The organism is Camelimonas sp. FR25, from assembly GCF_059740505.1.
Genome location: NZ_JCAWFG010000076.1, coordinates 52631 through 72441, shown reverse-complemented (window position 1 = coordinate 72441; position 19811 = coordinate 52631). Strand labels below are relative to the sequence as shown.

At 65.4% G+C, this 19811-nt stretch carries 15 protein-coding genes and 1 pseudogene; 10 read left to right on the top strand and 6 right to left on the bottom strand.

The genetic code is table 11. The features are described from left to right. The first annotated feature begins 188 nt into the window (after positions 1-188). Complete coding sequence (locus AC6A67_RS09130; RefSeq protein WP_498036241.1) at positions 189-470, top strand: hypothetical protein; 282 nt, start codon at positions 189-191, stop codon at positions 468-470. 263 nt (positions 471-733) lie between these two features. Further along, positions 734-913 (top strand): annotated as a pseudogene (locus AC6A67_RS09125) (transposase); the annotation flags it as partial. Between the two features lie 299 nt (positions 914-1212). On the opposite strand, the gene AC6A67_RS09120 reads toward AC6A67_RS09125, so the two are convergent. The 3 genes from AC6A67_RS09120 to AC6A67_RS09110 all read right to left on the bottom strand — a co-directional run bounded on the left by AC6A67_RS09120 (position 1213) and on the right by AC6A67_RS09110 (position 4325). Beyond that, positions 1213-2142 carry an NAD(P)-dependent oxidoreductase gene (locus AC6A67_RS09120; RefSeq protein ID WP_498036240.1) on the bottom strand — a complete coding sequence of 310 codons (930 nt, stop codon included), beginning with the start codon at positions 2140-2142 and terminating at the stop codon, positions 1213-1215. Positions 2143-2166: 24 nt separating this feature from the next. Beyond that, the gene (locus tag AC6A67_RS09115; protein ID WP_498036239.1) at positions 2167-2859 is read right to left on the bottom strand and encodes an acylneuraminate cytidylyltransferase family protein; all 693 of its coding nucleotides are present in this window, start codon (positions 2857-2859) and stop codon (positions 2167-2169) included. A 680-nt stretch (positions 2860-3539) separates the two neighbouring features. After that, positions 3540-4325, bottom strand: a complete 786-nt coding sequence (locus AC6A67_RS09110) for an SDR family NAD(P)-dependent oxidoreductase (protein WP_498036238.1) — start codon at positions 4323-4325, stop codon at positions 3540-3542. 426 nt (positions 4326-4751) lie between these two features. Here AC6A67_RS09110 and AC6A67_RS09105 point away from each other — a divergent pair, with 426 nt between their 5' ends. Continuing rightward, the gene (locus tag AC6A67_RS09105) at positions 4752-6362 is read left to right on the top strand and encodes a long-chain fatty acid--CoA ligase (RefSeq protein ID WP_498036237.1); all 1611 of its coding nucleotides are present in this window, start codon (positions 4752-4754) and stop codon (positions 6360-6362) included. Positions 6363-6578: 216 nt separating this feature from the next. Here AC6A67_RS09105 and AC6A67_RS09100 read toward each other — a convergent pair whose 3' ends face one another. After that, entirely contained in the window at positions 6579-7388 is an 810-nt protein-coding gene (locus AC6A67_RS09100) for a 2-keto-4-pentenoate hydratase (RefSeq protein WP_498036236.1), read from the bottom strand. A gap of 335 nt (positions 7389-7723) precedes the next feature. Here AC6A67_RS09100 and AC6A67_RS09095 point away from each other — a divergent pair, with 335 nt between their 5' ends. Further along, entirely contained in the window at positions 7724-11206 is a 3483-nt protein-coding gene (locus tag AC6A67_RS09095; protein ID WP_498036235.1) for an indolepyruvate ferredoxin oxidoreductase family protein, read from the top strand. 241 nt (positions 11207-11447) lie between these two features. Continuing rightward, complete coding sequence (locus AC6A67_RS09090; protein WP_498036234.1) at positions 11448-12197, top strand: SDR family oxidoreductase; 750 nt, start codon at positions 11448-11450, stop codon at positions 12195-12197. Between the two features lie 136 nt (positions 12198-12333). Here AC6A67_RS09090 and AC6A67_RS09085 read toward each other — a convergent pair whose 3' ends face one another. Together AC6A67_RS09085 and AC6A67_RS09080 are read right to left on the bottom strand one after the other, a co-directional pair. Then, positions 12334-13416, bottom strand: coding sequence for an AraC family transcriptional regulator (locus AC6A67_RS09085; RefSeq protein WP_498036233.1), 1083 nt, complete (start codon positions 13414-13416; stop codon positions 12334-12336). 55 nt (positions 13417-13471) lie between these two features. Next, a complete protein-coding gene (locus tag AC6A67_RS09080; protein WP_498036232.1) occupies positions 13472-13681 on the bottom strand; it encodes a pentapeptide repeat-containing protein in 210 nt (69 codons plus the stop codon). Positions 13682-13790: 109 nt separating this feature from the next. Here AC6A67_RS09080 and AC6A67_RS09075 point away from each other — a divergent pair, with 109 nt between their 5' ends. The 5 genes from AC6A67_RS09075 to AC6A67_RS09055 all read left to right on the top strand — a co-directional run bounded on the left by AC6A67_RS09075 (position 13791) and on the right by AC6A67_RS09055 (position 19798). Further along, a complete protein-coding gene (locus AC6A67_RS09075; protein WP_498036231.1) occupies positions 13791-14903 on the top strand; it encodes a TRAP transporter substrate-binding protein in 1113 nt (370 codons plus the stop codon). Positions 14904-15217: 314 nt separating this feature from the next. Then, complete coding sequence (locus AC6A67_RS09070; RefSeq protein ID WP_498036230.1) at positions 15218-15802, top strand: TRAP transporter small permease subunit; 585 nt, start codon at positions 15218-15220, stop codon at positions 15800-15802. Then, entirely contained in the window at positions 15799-17514 is a 1716-nt protein-coding gene (locus AC6A67_RS09065) for a TRAP transporter large permease (protein WP_498036229.1), read from the top strand. The genes AC6A67_RS09070 and AC6A67_RS09065 overlap by 4 nt, the downstream gene beginning before the upstream one ends. A gap of 157 nt (positions 17515-17671) precedes the next feature. After that, positions 17672-18640: a ketopantoate reductase family protein gene (locus tag AC6A67_RS09060; RefSeq protein WP_498036228.1), complete on the top strand. Its 969-nt coding sequence runs from the start codon at positions 17672-17674 to the stop codon at positions 18638-18640. Between the two features lie 111 nt (positions 18641-18751). Continuing rightward, entirely contained in the window at positions 18752-19798 is a 1047-nt protein-coding gene (locus AC6A67_RS09055) for a malate/lactate/ureidoglycolate dehydrogenase (RefSeq protein ID WP_498036227.1), read from the top strand. Positions 19799-19811: the final 13 nt, after the last annotated feature.

The window sequence follows — 19811 nt, the reverse complement described above, 5'->3', positions numbered from 1 at the left end:
CGACGCACCGCAGGGTTGCGCGGGCAGACAGTTGTAACAGGCGTGGGCGACACCCCATATAAGGACAATGACGCGCGCTTATGGGCGCGCCCCGCCGCCGGGGGATGACGCGCTTGCCGCCATCCGCGTCCGTGTGGCGCCCCTCGACGCCGCCCGGGATGACTGGTCGGCCAAACTGGAGACAGACCATGGGCATTCAGAAGATTTCATCGGCGGGGTGGCTCGCCGCGACAGCCGGCGTCGTGCTTCTGGCGGGGCTCAGCGGTCCGGCCAGCGCCGGTTCCTCGTCCGCATCCCTGTGGCGCGGCGAACGCGCCAGCGCGGTCAATGATCAGCGCCCAGGGCCAGTGCGCATGGCTGACGGACGCATCTGCGAGCGTATCTGCGCACACGACAACATCCCTTGCGACCCGATCAACTTCAAGATCGCCGATGGCCGCTGCAACGGGCGTATGTCGTCGCCACGTTAGTAACAGAGCCCCATGAGCTTGACTGATCAGACTCTGGTCAAGCCTGAGCGGTGCTTGAGCTTTGCAGGTCGCGAATACGTTGCATGTTCGCGGCCTGCGCGGGCGCTGCGCGAGGCTGACAGGTTGGGAACCCATACAATGCTCTGAATTGGTTTCCCGCTTTGCCCTCCGAATTGGTTTTTGGAGGTGCATGGGGATGAACGGGCGTTTGTTCCGGCTCGCGAATACGGTAGGGGGACGCTAAGGAACCGCATCGTCCGCGTGAGCAGGCGGGAAAGCCACGGGGCGACGATCGTCAGATGATATCCGGCGTCCTGCGTGTCCTCAGGACCAGTTGTCGCTGGCGGGATGTACAGGCCGAATTTGGTCCGCCACCCCCATCTACAACCGCTATCACCTGTGGGCGCGATGGCGGATCTGGCTGCAACTTTTCGAGCCCATAGCCAGCGCAGGCCCAATCCCCCCGGAGCTTTCCATCGACAGCACTCACGTAAAGGCCCACCGCTCCATAGGAGTCAAAAGGGTGGGCGTGGGTGCACGCGATCGGCGGCGGATCGCGACAAAATACAATCGGCTGGCGGAAATTTTCCTGTCAGCCATTGCCCTCGTCGCTGTCATGAGAGAATGGACCTGATTAAATCCCCGACCTGATGCAACGAACCCTCGGCTCTCGCCGGGGATCGTGCGTGGAAAATTCCAGTTCTGAATGGACCAAATTTCGGGGAGCAGGTCACCACCTGCTTCAGGCAAGGAATGCAGCCAATTGCTCAATAGCCATGCGGCTGGCGCGGATCACGCCATCGATGGTGTTCGAACCATTGTGCGAGCCGAAGATGCACCGGTCCATGCCGCGTAAGGGGCTGTCCCACGGAAGGGGTTCGTCCTGGAAAACGTCCAGCGCGACCGAGTGAACGTGACCAGCCTGGAGCGCAGATATGAGGGCTGCCTCATGAATGAGGGGGCCACGAGCCACATTGACAATCCGCACGCCGGGTTTGCAGAGCGCTAGCACGTCCGCGTTCAGCATATGATGGTTCTGCCGGTTGAGCGCACAGGTGAAGACCAGGCAGTCGAGCTTTTGGACAGCGTCCGGCCACACGGCGCGGTGTAAAGCGGGGATGCCGGCGTCGCCCGTCACCCCCGGGTCGTAGGCGACCACCTCCAAACCCAGTGCGTGCAGGCGCGTGCAGGTGTTTCGCCCTATGTCGCCAAGGCCGACGACGCCTGCTGTGCGACCCGCGAGGCTGATCCCGGCTGGCTTCGGCCATTCCCCGGCGCGCACGCCGCGGTCGATCAGAAAAAGCTCGCGCGCCAGGCCGATAACGAAGGCCGTGGCCACGTCTGCAACCTCCGCGCCAAACATCATCGGTGTGTTGATGATCGGGATGCCAAGTTCCTTGCACGCGTCCGTATCGACATTGTCAACGCCGACGCCCCATTTGACCGCAGCGCGCAGCTTGCCGTTAAGGCCAGCCTGAAATACCCGACGCGTCGCCGGGTCATCGCCGATAATCCAGCCATTGTAGCCGGGCATCAGTGCAACGAGCTCTGCTTCGCTGAGCGTCTGCGTCACCCTTGCCGGATGCAGCTTCAGTCCGCGATCAGCGGCGTATTGCATGAAGCGGTCAATCTGCCGAAGCATGGGCGGGCAGGTGACGAGGACGTGCTGCATGACTGTCCTCCTCAACTGACGCCCTCAGGCCGTGCGGCTCAAGAAAGTGGCGACGGCCTCTGCGAGGTTCCAGTCTTCCGTCGTGTCAATATCAATAGCCTCCAACCTATCCATGACATGCAGCAGCGGCTTGCTGCCGATCCGGGCTTTGGTCTTCTGGAAGCTCTCGCCTGAGAAGATATACAGGTTGGAATTTTCTTCGAACCACTGCTCCAGATCCTGGGTCTGGATCAGATTGGCGGGGTCATGGTTCACCGGGCTGGCGTCCGCGCGGTAGAACCGGGTCTGTATGTTGTTGACCGTGAAAAGGGAGTCTGCCTCGCCGGTGGACACGCCGGCCTGATAGCGGGCCAGCGCCGCACGGATTGTGGCGCTGGACAGCATGGGGTTGGTGGCGTGAGTCATCAGATAGGCATCGGCGCCAATTTCAGCGACATCGTCCGCAATCACCAGATTCATCGAAACAGTGTCGCCACGAAGCTCTGGCTTGCGGTCACGGATCCTGATCCGGTCGCCATCCACGAGGCCGTGCTGCGCCAGAATGGCGCGCGCATCAGTGTTGATGACGATCTCATCAATTTCATCGATGGCAATCAGTGTATCGAGGACCCATCTAAACAGCGGCTTGCCATGAAAGGTGCGGAAGTTTTTGCCAACAACCCTTTGACTGCATGATTTCATAGGCAGGAGGCCGACGCAGCGACGTGAATCACTCATTTTGATCTTCCTCGTCGGAAATTTCTGGAGAGAAGACACCCCATTTCGTCATGTTTAACCAACGCGGGCATTGGTGATTACCCATATGGGAGCTGACATACTGGTTTGGCCGATATCGGAACATATCCACGCGGGTGGTCGATAGAGCCCGATGACGGTATGCTGAGCGCCAGTCGGCCTGGGTGCTCATGACAATGCAGCGCAACACGTGGGGACAGGATAGATGCACGTCAGGCATGATGACCTGAAGTGCAAGGGCTTCACACCCAAAACGTCGCCGAATCTGGGCCCAACCTTCCTTGTGATGATGGAATACTAAAAATCCCGGCGGGCGCTCATAACCATCAGGTCATCGATATGCTGCGCCTGGTTCAGAGTTCGTGTGAGAATGTATTCCCGCATACCTTGCGCACGACATGAATCGCCACGGTTTTGTTTGGAGTCGAACCGATCAAGATTTAATTGTTAGCTAATAATGACGGAAAAGCTGGCCATTGCTGCTTGTTCTATCAGCGTCTGCCGCCACTGCGGCACGCCCCCTTCAAGCCTGAGCCGACGCCAACGGTACAGCAGATCTGGAGCCATGCCATTGCCGCGGAGCCAAAACAAAACCCCGCCAAAAATGACGGGGTTTGTCAGCGGCCTGAGGCGCCCCAGCGGGCGCCTTTTCCATGGTCGGATTAGCGGGCGTGCTGGCCGTCGTCGACGCGGACGCAGGTGCCGGTGACGCATTCAGAGGCAGGCGAGACCAGGAACAGCAGGGTGCTGTCGAGCTGGGCCGGCTGGCCGAGGCGCTTGCGCGGATAATGCTGGGCGATGTCGCCGACGCGGGCCAGCATGCCGTCCATCATTTCGGAGTGGAATGCGCCAGGGGCGATGGCGTTGACGTTGATGTTGAACTTGGCCCACTCCACCGCCAGCGTCTCGGTGATGCGCACCACAGCGGCCTTCGACACCGAATACAGCGCTGCGCCATTGCCCGAATATTCATAAGCGGCGGCCGAGGCGATGTTGACGATGCGGCCTGGCTTGCCAGCGTCCATCAGGCGGCGGGCGAACTCGCACGACAGGATGTAGGGGCCGCGCACATTGGTGTCGAGCACCGCGTCGATCAGCTCGACCGACATCTTCACCGCGCGCTGGGCGTCGGGAATGCCGGCGTTATTGATCAGGATGGTCACGGCGCCGAGCGCGTCTTCAGCCTTCTTCACCACCGCCAGCAGCTGGTCGGCGTCCTGCACGTCGAGCTGCAGCGGCAGCGCCACGCCGCCGGCGGCGCGGATCTCTTCCGCCACCTGCTCAAGCCGGTCGAGCCGGCGGCCGGTGATGGCCACCTTGGCCCCGCAAGCGGCCAGCACCTTGGCAAAGCGCAGACCAAGACCGGAGGAGGCGCCGGTCACCAGCGCGACCTGGCCGGTCAGATCATTGTGGGCGTAAGGAAGCGGAAAGTCGGTGGCGGTGGTCATGGCGTTTCCCTGTGCGCCGCTCGCCCGGTGCGCCTGGCCTACCCCCATGCGAGGCGCGGCGATAGCGACGGATGTGACGGCTGGTTGCAGATCAAGCGTTTGGTCAAATGCTGTTCCGCACTGTTGCTAGCAAAACTGTCGCCGCGAGGCCAGCGCTCATCATGCGCTGAAGGCGCATGTCTGGCAGTTGACCACCCCCCCTGACCACCCCCCTGGTCGCTGGCTGGCAAGCCGTAATAGCGCAGCCACATGCCCCCGCTGGCGCCAGCCTGCTACAGGCGTCGCCTGCCCAGCTTCCTGGGCGAAAGTTGCGTGACGCGATAGTTGCGCGCGCCATCATCGCCGCTATATGCGGAACCAAAGGCCGTGCGCGCGCCACAACGCGCCGGGCCAGCGGCGAAGGTTACGCCCAGGGGAGGGAACCACATGCAATCAACCATGATGTCGACGCAGCTGTCGCTGAACACCATGTTCGCGCGGCTCGACAAACTGTTCGGCGGCCAGACGATCACCTCGCGCCTGCCCGACAAGTCGCTGCGTGTGCAGAATTACGCCGAGATCGCCGATCGCACCCGGGCGCTGGCCCACGCCCTGCAGGGCCTCGGCGTCAAGGCCGGCGACCGCGTCGCCACTTTGTGCTGGAACCACAACGCCCATCTGGAAGCCTATTTCGGCATTCCGCTGGTTGGCGGCGTCATGCACACGCTCAACCTGCGCCTGTCGGGGGAGGAGATCGCCTGGATCGCCGATCACGCCGACACCAGGGTGCTGATCGTCGACGACGTGCTGCTGCCGCTGTACCAGCAGGTGGCAAAGGCGCACACCTTCGATCATGTCATCGTCTTCCCCTTTGGCGGCGGCGTCGCCGTGCCTGAGGGGCTGCATGACTATGAGCAGCTGATCGCGCCGCATCGCGGCAAGAGCTTCACCCCGGCGCCCCATGACGAGAACGACGCCGTGGGCCTGTGCTACACCTCGGGCACCACGGGCCGTCCCAAGGGCGTCGCCTATTCGCACCGCTCGACCGTGCTGCATTCACTGTCGATGAGCCTGCCGGATCATTGCTGCCTGAGCAGCCGCGACCGCGTTCTGGCGGTGACGCCGATGTTCCACGCCAATTGCTGGGGCATGCCCTATGCGGCGGTGCTGACTGGCGCCAGCCTGATCATGCCTGGCCCGCATCTGCATGGCGATGACCTGCTCGACCTGATCGTCGCCACCCAGCCGACCCTGTCGCTGGGCGTGCCGACCATCTGGCTGTCGCTGATCCAGTTCATGGAAGCCAATCCGGGCAAATGGACCTTGCCCGCCGGCATGCGCAGCCTCGTAGGCGGTTCGGCCGCGCCGGAGAGCCTGATCCGCTCCTTCGCCGAGCGCGGCGTCACCCTGTTGCAGGGCTGGGGCATGACCGAGACCTCGCCGCTCGGCACCATCAGCTTCATCAAGCCGGAGCTGGCCGACGCCAGCGATGACGAGAAGTTCCGTCGCGCCGCCTGCGCCGGCATCCCGGCGCCGCTGGCCGAGATCCGCCTGATCGACGACGATGGCAAGGAGACGCCATGGGACGGCAAGACCCCTGGCGAGTTGCAGATTCGCGGCCCCTACATCACCGGCTCCTATTTCCGCGTGCCCGCAGACCCGGACAAGCACACAGAGGATGGCTGGCTGCGCACCGGCGACGTCGCGGTGTTCGATGAGCTGGGATACATGCGTATCACCGACCGCACCAAGGATCTGATCAAGAGCGGCGGCGAGTGGATCTCCTCGGTCGACATGGAAAACGCCCTGATGTCGCATCCGGGCGTCGCTGAAGCTGCGGTGATCGCCATCCCGCACGAGAAGTGGAACGAGCGGCCGCTGGCCTGCATCGTGCTCAAGCCCGGCCAGACCGCCACGCCCGAAGAGCTGAACCGCATCCTCGAGGGCCAGTTCGCCAAATGGCAGCTGCCCGATCGCTATGAGGTGCTCGACGCCATTCCACGCACGTCGACCGGCAAGTTCTTCAAGCTGAAATTGCGCGAGATGTTCCCCAACTGATGCCAGAACCCGATGCGTATGACTCATCGGGTTCTGGTTAAGCCCATGCGGCGCCTGAGCATGTCAGGATGCGGATGCGTCAGCATCTTCGCATCCTGGTATGAGGCGCAGCAGGCCAACAAGTTAATCCATAACGACAAACGGCGGCCACGTGGCCGCCGTTTGTGCATCCTGATCATGGCGACGCCGCCACCATGGCGCGTCTGCGATCAAACCTCAGCTGAGGGTCAGCGCCACCTGGCCGAGGCCACCGAGGTCGCCGATCAGCCGCTGCCCGGCTTGCGCCGGATAGGGCGGGATGCACGAGCCTGTGCTGACGATCTCGCCTGCGCGCAGCGGCTTGCCGGCGGCGAAGCGATTGCGGGCGAAGCGCAGCAATTGTCCCAAGGGGCCATCGACCACCAGCGCCGCGCCGCCCTCGGCCACTGTCGCGCCGCCATCGCTGAGCCGCGCCGGCAGCTGGTCGAGGTCGAGCTCGCGCCAGTTCTGACAGGGTTCGCCGACGACCAGCGCCGCCGCATTGCCCAGATCGGCGACAATCGCCGTGGGCCCAGGCGGCGTCCCTGGCCTGTAGCGGGTGTCGGCGATCTCCATCACCGGAAACACTTCGGCGATGGCGTCGCGCAATTGCGCCATGTCCAGCGCGGGGTCGTCGAGATCGGCGCTGAGCCGCACGCCGACCTCCAGCTCAATGGCGCAGACGAAGAAATCGCTACGCTTCAGCACGGCGGGCGATGTGTGGGTCCAGCTGTCGACCACCGGGCCATGGAAGGGCTCGGCGAAGCCTAGCGCCTGCATGGTGGCGTGGCTGGTGGCGCCGAGCTTGTAGCCGGTCTGGCGGCCGCCGGCGCTGGCCAGAAAGCCATCCAGATGCACAGCTTGCGTCGCATAGGCCTCGTCCAGGCTCGCCGGTCGCAGCTCTGGCGTCGCCGCAAGATCCAGCGCATTGCGCGTCTGGCGCGCCGCCAGCAAATGCGCCGCCAGCTTTTTGGCCGCGCCGGCGGCCTGTTGCAGCTTATCCCCCATGCCCGTCTCCTTGTGGCGTGCTGTTGTTGGTCTGGCGCTCAGGCTGGCGGCGTCTCGACCCCACCAGCCTGTCGTCAGACGCCTATCGCGCTGGCGGCGGGTCCTGGCGTCCGCCCGCCTCCTGCGCGCCAATGTAGCTTCGCGCGACGATTGTGAACGTCCAGCGCGCGACATTTTCGGGCCGCCTGCGGCAAATGTCAGCCAGGCGACAGAGCTTCCGCTGCGAACCCGCCAACCTTTGAACAATTCAAAATGGGTGGAACGTCCATGCGCCCGGCGCGGAGCCTCGATCCGTCAGCGCCGGGCGGCGCGTTCCCTGGCTTAGGTTGGCGCAAATGCTGCAGGGTGTGACACTGAACGACAAATATGACCGGCAGTCGGGTCGTATTTATATCTCGGGCGTGCAGGCCCTCGTACGTCTGCCGATGATCCAGCGCCAGCGCGATATCGCCGAGGGCCTCGATACGGCGGGGTTTATCTCCGGCTATCGCGGCTCGCCGCTGGGGGCGCTCGACCATGAACTGTGGCGGGTGCAGTCGCGCCTCGAGAAGAATCGCATCGTTTTCCAGCCAGGCCTGAATGAGGACCTCGCCGCCACCTCGGTGTGGGGCTCGCAACAGGTGGCGCTGCATCCGGCGGATGTGCGCGGCGTCTTTGGCCTGTGGTATGGCAAGGGGCCGGGCGTTGATCGCTCCATGGACGTGTTCAAACACGCCAATCTGGCCGGCGCCTCGCGTTACGGCGGCGTCATCGCCATCGCCGGCGACGACCACGGCTGCCAGTCCTCGACCCTGGCGCATCAGAGCGAGCATCTGTTTGAATCGGCGATGATGCCGATCCTCAACCCGTCGAGCGTGCAGGAATATCTCGATTTCGGCGTGCTGGGTTACGCGCTGTCGCGTTACTCCGGCTGCTGGATCGGCTTCAAGGCCATCGCCGAGACGGTGGAGACGGCGACCTCCATCGAGGTCGACCCTGATCGCGTCAAGATCATCATGCCCAGCGATTTTGACATGCCGGTGGGCGGCCTCAACATTCGCTGGCCGGATCCGCCGCTGGAGGCCGAGCGTCGACTGCATGGGCCGCGCATGGAAGCGGTGGCGGCGTTCGCCCGCGCCAATGGCATCGACCAGACGGTGATCGAGCCGCAAAGCCCGCGCCTCGGCATCATCACCACCGGCAAGGCCTATCTCGACGTGCGCCAGGCCTTTGACGAGCTTGGCCTCCGTCCTGACGACATCGCCCGGCTCGGCATCCGCATCTACAAGGTCGGCATGACCTGGCCGCTGGAGCGCCAGGGCGCCATGCGCTTCGCCGACGGCCTGCAGGATGTGCTGGTGGTCGAGGAGAAGCGCGGCTTCATCGAGCGCCAGCTGGTCGAATATCTCTACAACATGCCCGCCGACCGTCGTCCGACGGTGGTGGGCAAGCAGCTGGAGAATGGCGAGCGCCTGCTCGGCAGCGAGGGCGAGCTGACGCCGACCATGGTGGCCCGCGCCATCATGCGCCGCCTTGAGCGCTTCAGCGCCGCCACGCCCAATATGCAGCAGCGGCTGTCGCGCCTCGAATCGTTTGAGCGGCCGGTGATGCTGGGCAAATTGCAGCGCACGCCGTTCTTCTGCTCGGGCTGCCCGCACAATTCCTCGACGGTGGTGCCAGAGGGCAGCCGGGCGCTGGCCGGCATTGGCTGTCACGGCATGGCCTCCTTCATGCCCAACCGCAACACCGTCACCATCACCCAGATGGGCGGCGAGGGCGCCAACTGGATCGGCCAGGCCCCGTTCTCGAAGGACAAGCACGTCTTCCAGAATCTGGGCGACGGCACCTACACCCACTCCGGCTCGGTGGCGCTGCGCGCCGCCGCCGCTGCGGGCGTCAACATCACCTACAAGATCCTCTATAATGACGCGGTGGCCATGACCGGCGGCCAGCCGGCCGAAGGCAGCCTGACCGTGCCGCAGATCGCCCACCAGTGCGCCGCGGAGGGCGCGCGCAAGGTGGTGATCGTCACCGACGAGCCGGACAAATATCCGACCACCGCCATCTTCCCGGCCGGGGCCAAGGTGCATCACCGCAGCGAGCTCGACGACATCCAGCGCGAGCTGCGCGAGGAGCCGGGCCTGACGGTGCTGATCTATGACCAGACCTGCGCCGCCGAGAAGCGCCGCCGGCGCAAGCGCGGCGAATACCCCGATCCGCCGAAGCGCGTGTTCATCAATGACGCGGTGTGCGAAGGCTGCGGCGACTGCTCGGTCAAGTCCAACTGCATCTCGGTGAAGCCGCTGCAGACCGAGCTGGGCCGCAAGCGCCAGATCGACCAGTCGGCCTGCAACAAGGATTTCTCCTGCCTCAACGGCTTCTGCCCGAGCTTTGTCACCGTGCATGGCGGCGCCATTCGTAAGGCGAAGCCGCAGCAGCTGGCGACGGCGGCGAGCGCCGTTGCGGCTGATCCGCTGGCCAATCTGCCGGCGCCGCAGATCGCGCCGCTGCACGAGACTTACAACATCCTCATCGCCGGCATCGGCGGCACTGGCGTGCTCACCGTCGGCGCGCTGATGGGCATGGCCGGCCATCTGGAAGGCAAGGGCGTCTCGGTGCTCGACTTCACCGGCCTCGCCCAGAAGAACGGCGCCGTCACCAGCCACATCCGCATCGCCGCATCCCCTGCCGAGCTGAATTCGGTGCGCATCAACAATGGCTCGGCCAATCTGGTGCTGGGCTGTGACCTCGTCGTCACCGCCAGCCAGCAGGTCACCGGCGTCGCCGAGCACGGCGTCACCCGCGCCATCGTCAATACCCGTGAGGAGCCCACGGCGCAGTTCGTCACCGCTAATGACATTGAATTCCCCGGCGCCGAGATGAGCCGCACCATCACCGACGCCGTTGGCGCCGACCGGGTGGATTTCGTCGACGCCACCCGCCTCGCCACGCGCCTGCTAGGCGACAGCATCGCCAGCAATCTGTTCATGGTCGGCTACGCCTTCCAGAAGGGGCTGATCCCGCTGAGCTTTGAGGCGCTCGATCAGGCTATCGAGCTGAACGCCGTCTCGGTCGCCGCCAATCGCAAGGCCTTCGCCTGGGGCCGCTACGCCGCCCATGACATGGCCGGCCTGCTGGCCATGCTGGCGCCGAAGCAGGCGCCGGCGCCGAAGGCAGGCCTCATCGGCCTCGCCTGGACGGTCGACGACCGGGCCCAGCGCCTCGTGGCCTATCAGGATCAGGCCTATGCCGGGCGCTACAAGGCGCTGGTTGAGCTGGCGAGCGCCGCCGACAGCCGCGCCGGCGCCGGCGGCAAGTTCGCCGACGCTGTGGCCCGCAATTTCTACAAGCTGATGGCCTATAAGGACGAGTATGAGGTGGCGCGCCTGTACACGGACGGCGAATTCCTGCGTAAGCTGAACGAGCAGTTCGACGGCGACTTCAAGCTCAGCTTCCACCTTGCGCCGCCCATGCTGTCGCAGCGCAATGACAAGGGCCAGCTGGTGAAGCGCGAGTTCGGCCCGTGGATGCTGCGCGCCTTCGGGCTGCTGGCCAAAGCGAAGCGCCTGCGCGGCACTGCCTTCGACATCTTCGGCTACACCGGGGAGCGGCGCATGGAGCGCGCCCTGATCAGCGAATATGAGGCGCTGATCCGCGATCTCAGCGGCAAGCTCAACGCCAGCAATGCGGCCATCGCCACTGAGCTTGCGGCGCTGCCGGACAAGATCCGCGGCTATGGCCACGTCAAGGAAGCCAATGTGGCGAAGTTCCGCGACGACCAGGCGCGCCTTCTCGGCGACTTCAACGCCGCCGGCGCCGCGCCACGCGCCGCCGCCTGACGCCGTAACCCGATGAGGATGACCCGATGAGGTGGCCTCATCGGTTCACGCCCAAGCCCAGGCGGGGCTCAACCCTTGCAGGTCGCGGATGCGTCAGCGCCTCCATAGCCTGGCTTGAGACGACGGGCGCAGTCGTTGACCAACCAGGACGCGCCTTGCCGGGCGCGCCCTGCGCCTGATCCGCCCCGCGCCAAAGGATCAGGCTGCATTGGCGCAGCGCTGTTGCGCAGGGAGGATTGCGATGGATCTCGGCATTTCAGGAAAGACCGCCATTGTCTGCGCCAGCAGCGAGGGGCTTGGCTTCGCCTCGGCCATGTCGCTGGCCCGCGCAGGCTGCACGGTGGTGATGAATGGCCGCCGGCCCGAGGTGCTGGCCGCCGCCGCCGCGCGGGTGCGGGCGGAGACCGGGGTGACGGTGATCGAGGTGGTCGCCGATGTGGCGACAGAGGCGGGGCGCCAGCGCCTGATCGCGGCCTGCCCGGCGCCAGATATTCTTGTCAATAATGGCGGCGGGCCGCCGAAGAAGGATTTCCGCGCGCTGACCAGCGACGACTGGCGCCAAGCGCTGGAGACCAACATGCTGGCGGCGGTGGCGCTGATCACCCATTACGTCGACGGCATGATGGCGCGGCGCTTTGGCCGCATCGTCAATGTCACCTCGATGACCGCCGTGCGTCCGGTGATCAATCTCGATCTGTCCAACGCCACGCGGCTCGGCCTCACCGGCTTTTGCTCCGGCGTGGCGCGGCAGGTGGCGGGGGCCAATGTCACCATCAACCATCTGCTGCCTGGCTCCTTCGCCACCAGCCGGGCCACGGCGCTGGCCGACGCCGCGGCGCTGGAGGCGCTGAAGACCGCGGTGCCGGCGGGCCGCATGGGCGATCCGGCGGAGTTTGGCGACGCCTGCGCCTTCCTGTGCAGCGCCAGCGCCGGCTATATCACCGGCCAGAGCCTGCTGATCGACGGCGGCTATTGCATGAACGTCACCTGACGCCAGGTCGCGACGATGCTGCCGCATCCGCGACGGACAATGCGCGGTCGTTGCAAGGGTTTGACCAGAACCCGATGAGCCATGCTCTTCGGGTTCCGCCATGAGGCCGCCCCGAGCGGCGATATCTTCGCGAGGGTCACCCTGCCGCTGGCCCATGGCGTGTCGCTACATCCGGCGCCGCGGCGCGCGAGCGGCTGGTCGGGCGGTACTGGCTCGGCTGTCGCCCGGTCCAGCGCCGGAACGCAGCCCGGAAACTGGCTGGCGAACTGAAGCCGAGAAGCTGCGAAATTTCATCGGTCTTGATGTGAGTGGCGCGCAGATAGCGGATGGCGATGCGCGCCCGCACCGTATCAAGAATGTCGGCGTAAGAGGTGCCCTCCGCCGCCAGCCAGCGGCGCAGGGTGCGCGAGGTGACGTTGAGGCGCGCGGCGACGTCGTCAATGCCTGGAAAACCGCCGCTACAGTCCTCAAGCAGCTGGATGACCGCGCCCGCCTTGCCGCGCTGCGCGGTGACCTGGGCGCAGAGCTGGTCGCAGATGTCCGACAACGCCTGGGCGGTGAGTGGGTCAGCCATTTGCACCGGCCGGTCGTTCCACTCCAGATCCCACAGCAGCTGGTTATGATCGGCGCCGAAGGTCACCGGCGCCTCATAGATGGCGCATATCTCCGCCGCATGAGGAGGAGCGGGATAGCTGAGGCGGACCTCGCGGAAGCTGAAATGCGGGCCAAACATGTCGCGCTGGAAGGTCAACGCCATGGCCATGTGATAGTCGAGCACAAAGCCGAAAATCCCCGGGTCGATGTCGAGCGCGTCATAATAGGTCATGACGCAGGCGTCCGGCTCGGGCGAAAAGCGCACGCCGAGCACCGGCGTCGACAGCTGCCGGTATTTCAGGAACCGCTCCATCGAGGCGGCCCAGCTGTCGGAGGCGCCTAGCGCCAGGCCAAAATAGCCGAGAATGCCGAGATGGCGCTGCTTTCCTGCGCGTAAGGCGAAACAGGGGTCATCGACCAAAGCGGCGGCGTTGCGAAACACCACCAACAGCTGACGGATCGACATGCGCGCCGCGACATTGTCGAGATCACGCGGCTGGATGCCTGACCCACGCAGCGCGTCGTCAGGCGCAACGCCGATGTCCGCGAGGCTTTCCACCAGCGCGTGCGCCTTGTGCATGCTGTGCACGGGCGGATCGAGCGCCGACGGCAGGGTGTTCAGCACCGGAAAACCACCGTTTGGGGAGGCTCTGTCGCTCGCCTGCGCCGGCTGGGTCGCTTCAGGTCCGGCCAGTCGCCGGGGCTCTTGTGAACCTCGCTCCTGCGATCCTGGCTCCTGCGAACCTGGCTCCTGAGATCCTGGCTCCTGAGATTTTGGCTCCTGAGATTTTGGCGCCGGCTCCGTCTCGTCTGTCATTTTCGCCCCCCAGGCTGACGCTGTTTCGCGCCTTGCGTTGAGCATAACCTCCCGATCCATGTCCGCCAAACATCCCCAAATGTCCGCGGAACCGTCTTGGTCGTGCTGGCCTAATCTAACATCATTCCAGAAAAGGCGGGCGAAGCCGCGCCGACAACACATCAGGGAACAGGAAACATCCAATGGATCGTCGCAATTTCATCAGTGGCGTGGGTCTTGCGGGCGTCGCCGCCGCCGCAGGCGTCGCAAGTTCTGCGGGCGCCGCAAAAGCGCAGGCCGACGGCGCCACCCGTTGGCGCATGCAGTGCTACATTCCGAAGAGCATTACGGAATCCTATGCGCTGATCCAGAACGCCGTCGACAGCATCGGCCAGTCCACCGGTGGCAAGTTCAATGTCCAGCTGTTTCAGGCCAATGAAATTGTCCCGGTGCCGGGCATTCTCAACGCCGTCGGCAATGGCTCGATCGAATCCGCCAACACCGCCTCGCTGTTCTACATCGGCATGAACAAGGCGATGGCCTTTAACACCGGCATCCCCTTCGGCATGAACGCCCGCCTGCAATATGCCTGGCTGGCCGATGGCGGCGGCAATGACCTCCTGCAGAAGGAGCTCTACGACGCGCTCAATCTGGTGCAGCTGCCGGCTGGCACCACCGGCGCGCAGATGGGCGGCTGGTTCAACCGCGAAATCAAGACGGTGGAAGACCTCAAGGGTCTGAAAATGCGCATCGCCGGCCTGGGCGGTGAGGTGATGTCGCGCATGGGCGTGATCCCTCAGATGATCCCGCCGTCAGACATCTATACCTCCATGGAAAAGGGCACCATGGATGCGGCGGAATTCGCCATTCCGGTGGGCGATGAGCGCACCAATCTGCAGCGCGTCGCCAAATATTATTACACGCTCGGCTTCTGGGACTACACCAACCAGATCTCGTTCTACTTCAACGCCGATGCGTGGAAGAAGCTGCCGGAAGGCCATCGCCAGGCGATGATCTCCGCCGCCGCCCGCACCCAGCTTGCCAGCCTCGCTTATGCCGACAGCCAGAACATGGCCGCCTTGCAGCGCATCATCGCCGCCGGTGTCCAGGTCAAGCCGATGCCGCAGGACATCATGCGTCGCGGCTATGAAGTGGCGATGGATTTCTACGCCGATGAGTGCGCCAAGAATCCGGTGTTCAAGAAAATCTACGACCACTACATGAACTTCCGCGACACCAATTATCGCTGGTATGCGCTGAACGAGACGCCGATGGATATTTTCGTCTCCAACGCCATCGCCCGCGCCCGCAAATAAGCCCCAGCGGCTGAATGGGACTGAGGCGCATGCGCGAAGGCGTGTGCGCCTGGGGCTCGCGCGCCTCTGCATGCCGCAGACGTAGGCATGGGTGCGCCAGCCGGGAAGTTGGCCCCGCCCGGCCAGTACGTCGGCGCAGGCTCTGGCGACACGCAGACGGCGTCGCCTTGCGCCAGACGGCTTGGGCCCGCGGCGCTTAAGCCGGCGGCGCCTGGGCCAGCTACGCCTGGGCCAAAGGGCGAATGGGTCAGTGCTCCCCGGAGCCGGCGCAAGCGCCCCCCGCACATAACAGAACAGACATCGGGGGAGGGAAGATGAGGGCGCTACTCTCATGCGCGCGCGTCATCGACCGCATCAGCATTTTTTTCGGCGACGCCGTCGCCTGGCTGGTGGTGGTCGTGGTGCTGCTCAGCGCCGGCAACGCGCTGGCGCGCAAATTTCTGCACATCGCGTCCAACGCCGCGCTGGAACTACAGCTCTATCTGTTCGCCGCCATCTTCCTGATCAGCGGCGCCCACACCCTGTTGCGCAATGAGCATGTGCGCATCGACATCATCTTCACCCGCCTGTCCGAACGGGCGCGCATGTGGATCGACATCTTCGGCATCGTGGTTTTCCTGCTGCCGGTCGCCATCATGACCGCCTGGATGACCTGGCCGATGGTGGTCAGCACCTTCGCCTCGGGCCAGACCTCGGGCAACACCGGCGGTCTGCTGATCTGGCCGCTGTGGGCCATCGCCGTGCTCGGCTTTGTGCTGCTGATCCTGCAGGCGCTGGCCGAACTGGTGAAGCGCATCGCCGTGCTGCGCGGCATCCCGGTTGAGCGGCCGGAGGAGCGCGATGAAGTCGCCGACCTGCTCGCCGTCATGAAACAGGACCAGCGGGAGCAGGCGAAATGATCGCGTTCATCACCGCCAATCTCGCCCCCATCATGTTTGTGGCGATGGTGGCTTTCCTGCTGCTGGGCTTTCCGGTGGCGTTCTCGCTCGCCGCCTGCGGCATGCTGTTCGGCTTTATCGGCATCGAGCTTGGCCTGCTGGCCCCGAGCCTGTTCGCCACAATCCCTGACCGGCTGTTTGGCCTGATGATGAACGAGACGCTGCTGGCGGTGCCGTTCTTCACCTTCATGGGGCTGATCCTCGAACGCAGCGGCATGGCCGAAGACCTGCTCGACACCATCGGCCAGCTGTTTGGCTCGATCCGTGGCGGTCTGGCTTATGCGGTGATCCTTGTGGGCGCCATGCTCGCCGCCACCACCGGCGTCGTCGCCGCCTCGGTGATCTCCATGGGGTTGATCTCCATGCCGATCATGCTGCGCTACGGCTATGACACCCGGCTGGCCTCTGGCGTTATCGCCGCCTCCGGCACCCTGGCGCAGATCATCCCGCCGTCGCTGGTGCTGATCGTGCTGGCCGACGCGCTGGGCCAGTCGGTGGGCGACATGTATCGCGGCGCCTTCGTTCCCGGCCTGCTGCTCACCTTGTCCTACGCTGCCTTTGTGTTTGTTTGCACGCTGTTCTGGCCGAAGTCGGCGCCAGCGGTGCCGCCGGAGGCGCGCACCCTTATCGGACCGCCGGGGGCGACTGGTCTGCCGTCGCTGGCCGCCGTGGGCGTGCTGTTCGTCGGCGTGGCGCTGATCACCGGCTATCTGCTGCCAGCGACCATGAAGGGCGATGAGGCCTTTGTCGCCCGCATCGCGGCTGGCGTGCTCACCGTCTATGCGCTGACCCTCGCCAACCGGGCGCTCGGGCTGAAGCTGCTGTCGCCGCTGGCGGAAAAGACGGTGTTCACCCTGATCCCGCCATTTGCGCTGATCTTCCTCGTGCTGGGCAGCATCTTCGTCGGTCTGGCGACGCCGACCGAAGGCGGGGCCATGGGCGCAGCCGGCGCGATGATCCTCGCCATGGCGCGCCGTCGCCTCGGCATGCCGCTGCTGAAGCAGGCGATCGGCGTCACCGCCCGTCTCACCTCCTTCGTGCTGTTCATCGTCATTGGCGCGCGGCTGTTCAGCCTGACCTTCTATGGCGTCGACGGTCACATCTGGGTCGAGCACCTGTTTGATCGCCTGCCAGGCGGCCAGCTTGAGTTCCTGCTGGTGGTCAATCTGCTGATCTTCGTGCTGGCCTTCTTCCTCGACTTCTTCGAGATCGCCTTCATCGTCATCCCGCTTCTGGTCCCGGTGGCCCAGAAGATGGACATCGATCTGGTGTGGCTGGGCATCCTGCTCAGCGTCAACATGCAGACCTCGTTCATGCATCCGCCGTTCGGCGCCGCGCTGTTCTTCCTGCGCAGCGTCGCGCCCAAGGCGCCCTATCTCGATGTGGTGACGAAGCGGCGCATGCCGGCTGTCACCTGGGGCCAGATCATCGCTGGCGCCATCCCCTTCCTGATCATCCAGCTGGTGATGGTGGCGGTGCTCATCGCCTTCCCAGGCCTCGTCAAAATGGGGCTGCAGCAGAAGACGGTGGTCGACAAGGCGGTGGTCGAACAGTCGCTGCGCGGGCTGGACAGCATGCTGGGCGGCGAGGGCCAGAACAGCGGCCTCGACGACAGCCTGTCGCCTGGCGGGCTCAATGACGGCGGCCTGCTCAACCCGCTCGACAGCAAATAGTCGGCGCAAAGGGCAGCCGCCACGGCGACCGCCCATTCCACATGCTGCTGCGACCATCCTGGCCGCAGCCCTCACGCCGCCGGCGCGTCTGCGCCGCCGCCGGACCATGCCGCCACGCCGCGCCTTATGAGCGCCGGTCACATAAAGGGACGCTGCTGTGAAGACTGTGATTGTCGGCGCCGGAGCGCTGGGAACCATCATCGCCGGGCTGATCGCCAGGGCTGGCGACGACGTCACCCTGGTGGCGCGCGGCGCCCGGGCGGATGCGCTGGAGCGCGACGGCGTCAGCGTCATCGGCCTTGAAGAATTCACCCAGCCGGTTGGGATCGCCCGGCCACATGGGCCGGCGCTCGACGCCGATCTGGTGATCGTCTGCGTCAAGACTTTCGACACCCTGCCGGCGCTGGAAGGGCTGCGCTTCAATACCAGCCCGGTCGCCCTGTCGCTGCAGAACGGCGTGCGCAAGAACCAGCTGCTGGCCGGTGTATTCGGCAAGAGCAACGTTCTGGGCGCCGCCGCCAGCGTCGCCGGCGAGGTGCTGGCCGATGGCCGCGCCCGCTACACCATGAACGCCGCGCTGCCGCTGGGCGAGCTGGACGGCGGCGTCTCGGCGCGGGCCCGGCTGGCGGCGCAGGTGCTGAAGCGGGCGGGCCTCGCCGCCGAGGCGGTGGCGGATATCCGCAGCGTCGAATGGACCAAATATGCCTCGTTCCTGCCGCTGATGGGCGTGTCGCTGTTGACCCGCCTGCCGACCGGCCAGGCGCTGTCTGATCCGCATGCGGCGGCGGTTGCCGCCGACATTATCGCCGAAGCCGGGGCGCTGGCGCGGGCCAGCGGCGTGGCGCTGGCCGATGGCGGCGCGCTGCCAGTCGGCCGCATCGCCACCGCGCCCAAGAATGAGGCGGTGAAGCTGATCCAGGATTTCGGCGCGATGATGCTCGCCCAGGCGCCGGCGCATCGCGTCTCCGCCCTGCAGGATTTGCAGCGCGGCGGGCGGCTTGAGGTCGACGACCTCTTGGGCCACGCCGCCCGGCTCGGCGCCCGCCTCGGCGTCGCGGTTCCGGCCATCGACACCTGCTTCCGCCTGTGCGCGGCGCTCGACGCCGCCCGTCCGGCGCCTGCCTGACGCCATCTGATCCGGGCCCGCCAGACGCCGGCGCGCGCCCACTGACACCCATCCAGCGGTTGCGTCGGCGCTAATCCGCGCCCGCCCGTTCATCGCCCTGGGAGAGACCCCATGACCGTACTGGCCAATCCGGACCAGCTTCGCCTCTTCGTCGCCGACCTGTTTCGCGGCGCCGGCTCCAGTGAGCAGGAGGCGACAGAGCTCGCCGAGCACCTGGTCGCCGCCAATCTCGCCGGCCATGACAGCCATGGCGTCGGCATGATCCCGGCCTATTTCCTGCATCTGGCCGGCGGCCATGTGAAGCCGAACCAGACGCCGACCCGCATTGGCGGCATGGGGTGCTTCGCCAGCTTCGACGGCGGCATGGGCTATGGCCAGCCGGCGGTTAACCGGGTGATGGAGGCGGCGGCGGAGATCGTCGCCGAGCATGGCGTCGCCATCGTCACCTTGCGCAACGCCCAGCACATTGGCCGCGTCGGCGCCTATGCCGAGAAGCTGATGGCCCAGGGGCTGATGTCGCTGCACTTCGTCAATGCAGTGTATCACACGCCCACGGTCGCGCCGTTCCTTGGCAGCGACGCCAGGCTGATGACCAACCCGGTGTGCATCGGCCTGCCCGGCGCGCGACCGCTGTTGATGGATTTCGCCACCTCGACCATCGCCCTGGGCAAGGTGCGCGTCGCCTATAACAAGGGTGTTCCGGCCCCCGAGGGCAGCCTGATCGACCACCGCGGCCAGCCGACCACCAGCCCGTCGGTGATGTTCGAGGACCCGCGCGGGGCGCAGACGGCGTTTGGCCTGCACAAGGGCTGGGCGCTGGCCTTCATGGCCGAGACCCTTGGCGGCGTGATGACCGGCGGCCCGCGCTCTGGCGATGGCCATGCCGGCGAGCGCGGCCTGATCAACGGCATCATGTCCATCGTCATCGACCCGGCGCGCATGGTTGATCTCAACTGGCTCGACGATGGCGTCGCGCGCCTCGTCGACTACGTCAAGGCCTCGCCCGCCGCCGACCCGGCCCAGCCGGTGCAGACCCCCGGCGACGCCGAGGCGCTCTCCCGCGCCGCCCGCAGCCGCGACGGCATCCCGATCGATCCCACCACCTGGTCGCAGATCCAGGATTGCGCCCGCTCGATTGGCGTCGCCACGCCGTTCTGAGCACGGTTCGCTT

Bases quoted from the DNA above. Each gene is read 5' to 3' on its own strand.
- AC6A67_RS09130 (WP_498036241.1), top strand. From the start codon at position 189: ATGGGCATTCAGAAGATTTCATCGGCGGGGTGGCTCGCCGCGACAGCC.
- AC6A67_RS09075 (WP_498036231.1), top strand. From the start codon at position 13,791: ATGGATCGTCGCAATTTCATCAGTGGCGTGGGTCTTGCGGGCGTCGCC.
- AC6A67_RS09110 (WP_498036238.1), bottom strand. From the start codon at position 4,325: ATGACCACCGCCACCGACTTTCCGCTTCCTTACGCCCACAATGATCTG.
- AC6A67_RS09120 (WP_498036240.1), bottom strand. From the start codon at position 2,142: ATGCAGCACGTCCTCGTCACCTGCCCGCCCATGCTTCGGCAGATTGAC.
- AC6A67_RS09055 (WP_498036227.1), top strand. From the start codon at position 18,752: ATGACCGTACTGGCCAATCCGGACCAGCTTCGCCTCTTCGTCGCCGAC.
- AC6A67_RS09080 (WP_498036232.1), bottom strand. From the start codon at position 13,681: ATGTTTGGCGGACATGGATCGGGAGGTTATGCTCAACGCAAGGCGCGA.
- AC6A67_RS09105 (WP_498036237.1), top strand. From the start codon at position 4,752: ATGCAATCAACCATGATGTCGACGCAGCTGTCGCTGAACACCATGTTC.
- AC6A67_RS09100 (WP_498036236.1), bottom strand. From the start codon at position 7,388: ATGGGGGATAAGCTGCAACAGGCCGCCGGCGCGGCCAAAAAGCTGGCG.
- AC6A67_RS09070 (WP_498036230.1), top strand. From the start codon at position 15,218: ATGAGGGCGCTACTCTCATGCGCGCGCGTCATCGACCGCATCAGCATT.
- AC6A67_RS09095 (WP_498036235.1), top strand. From the start codon at position 7,724: ATGCTGCAGGGTGTGACACTGAACGACAAATATGACCGGCAGTCGGGT.
- AC6A67_RS09090 (WP_498036234.1), top strand. From the start codon at position 11,448: ATGGATCTCGGCATTTCAGGAAAGACCGCCATTGTCTGCGCCAGCAGC.
- AC6A67_RS09065 (WP_498036229.1), top strand. From the start codon at position 15,799: ATGATCGCGTTCATCACCGCCAATCTCGCCCCCATCATGTTTGTGGCG.
- AC6A67_RS09115 (WP_498036239.1), bottom strand. From the start codon at position 2,859: ATGAGTGATTCACGTCGCTGCGTCGGCCTCCTGCCTATGAAATCATGC.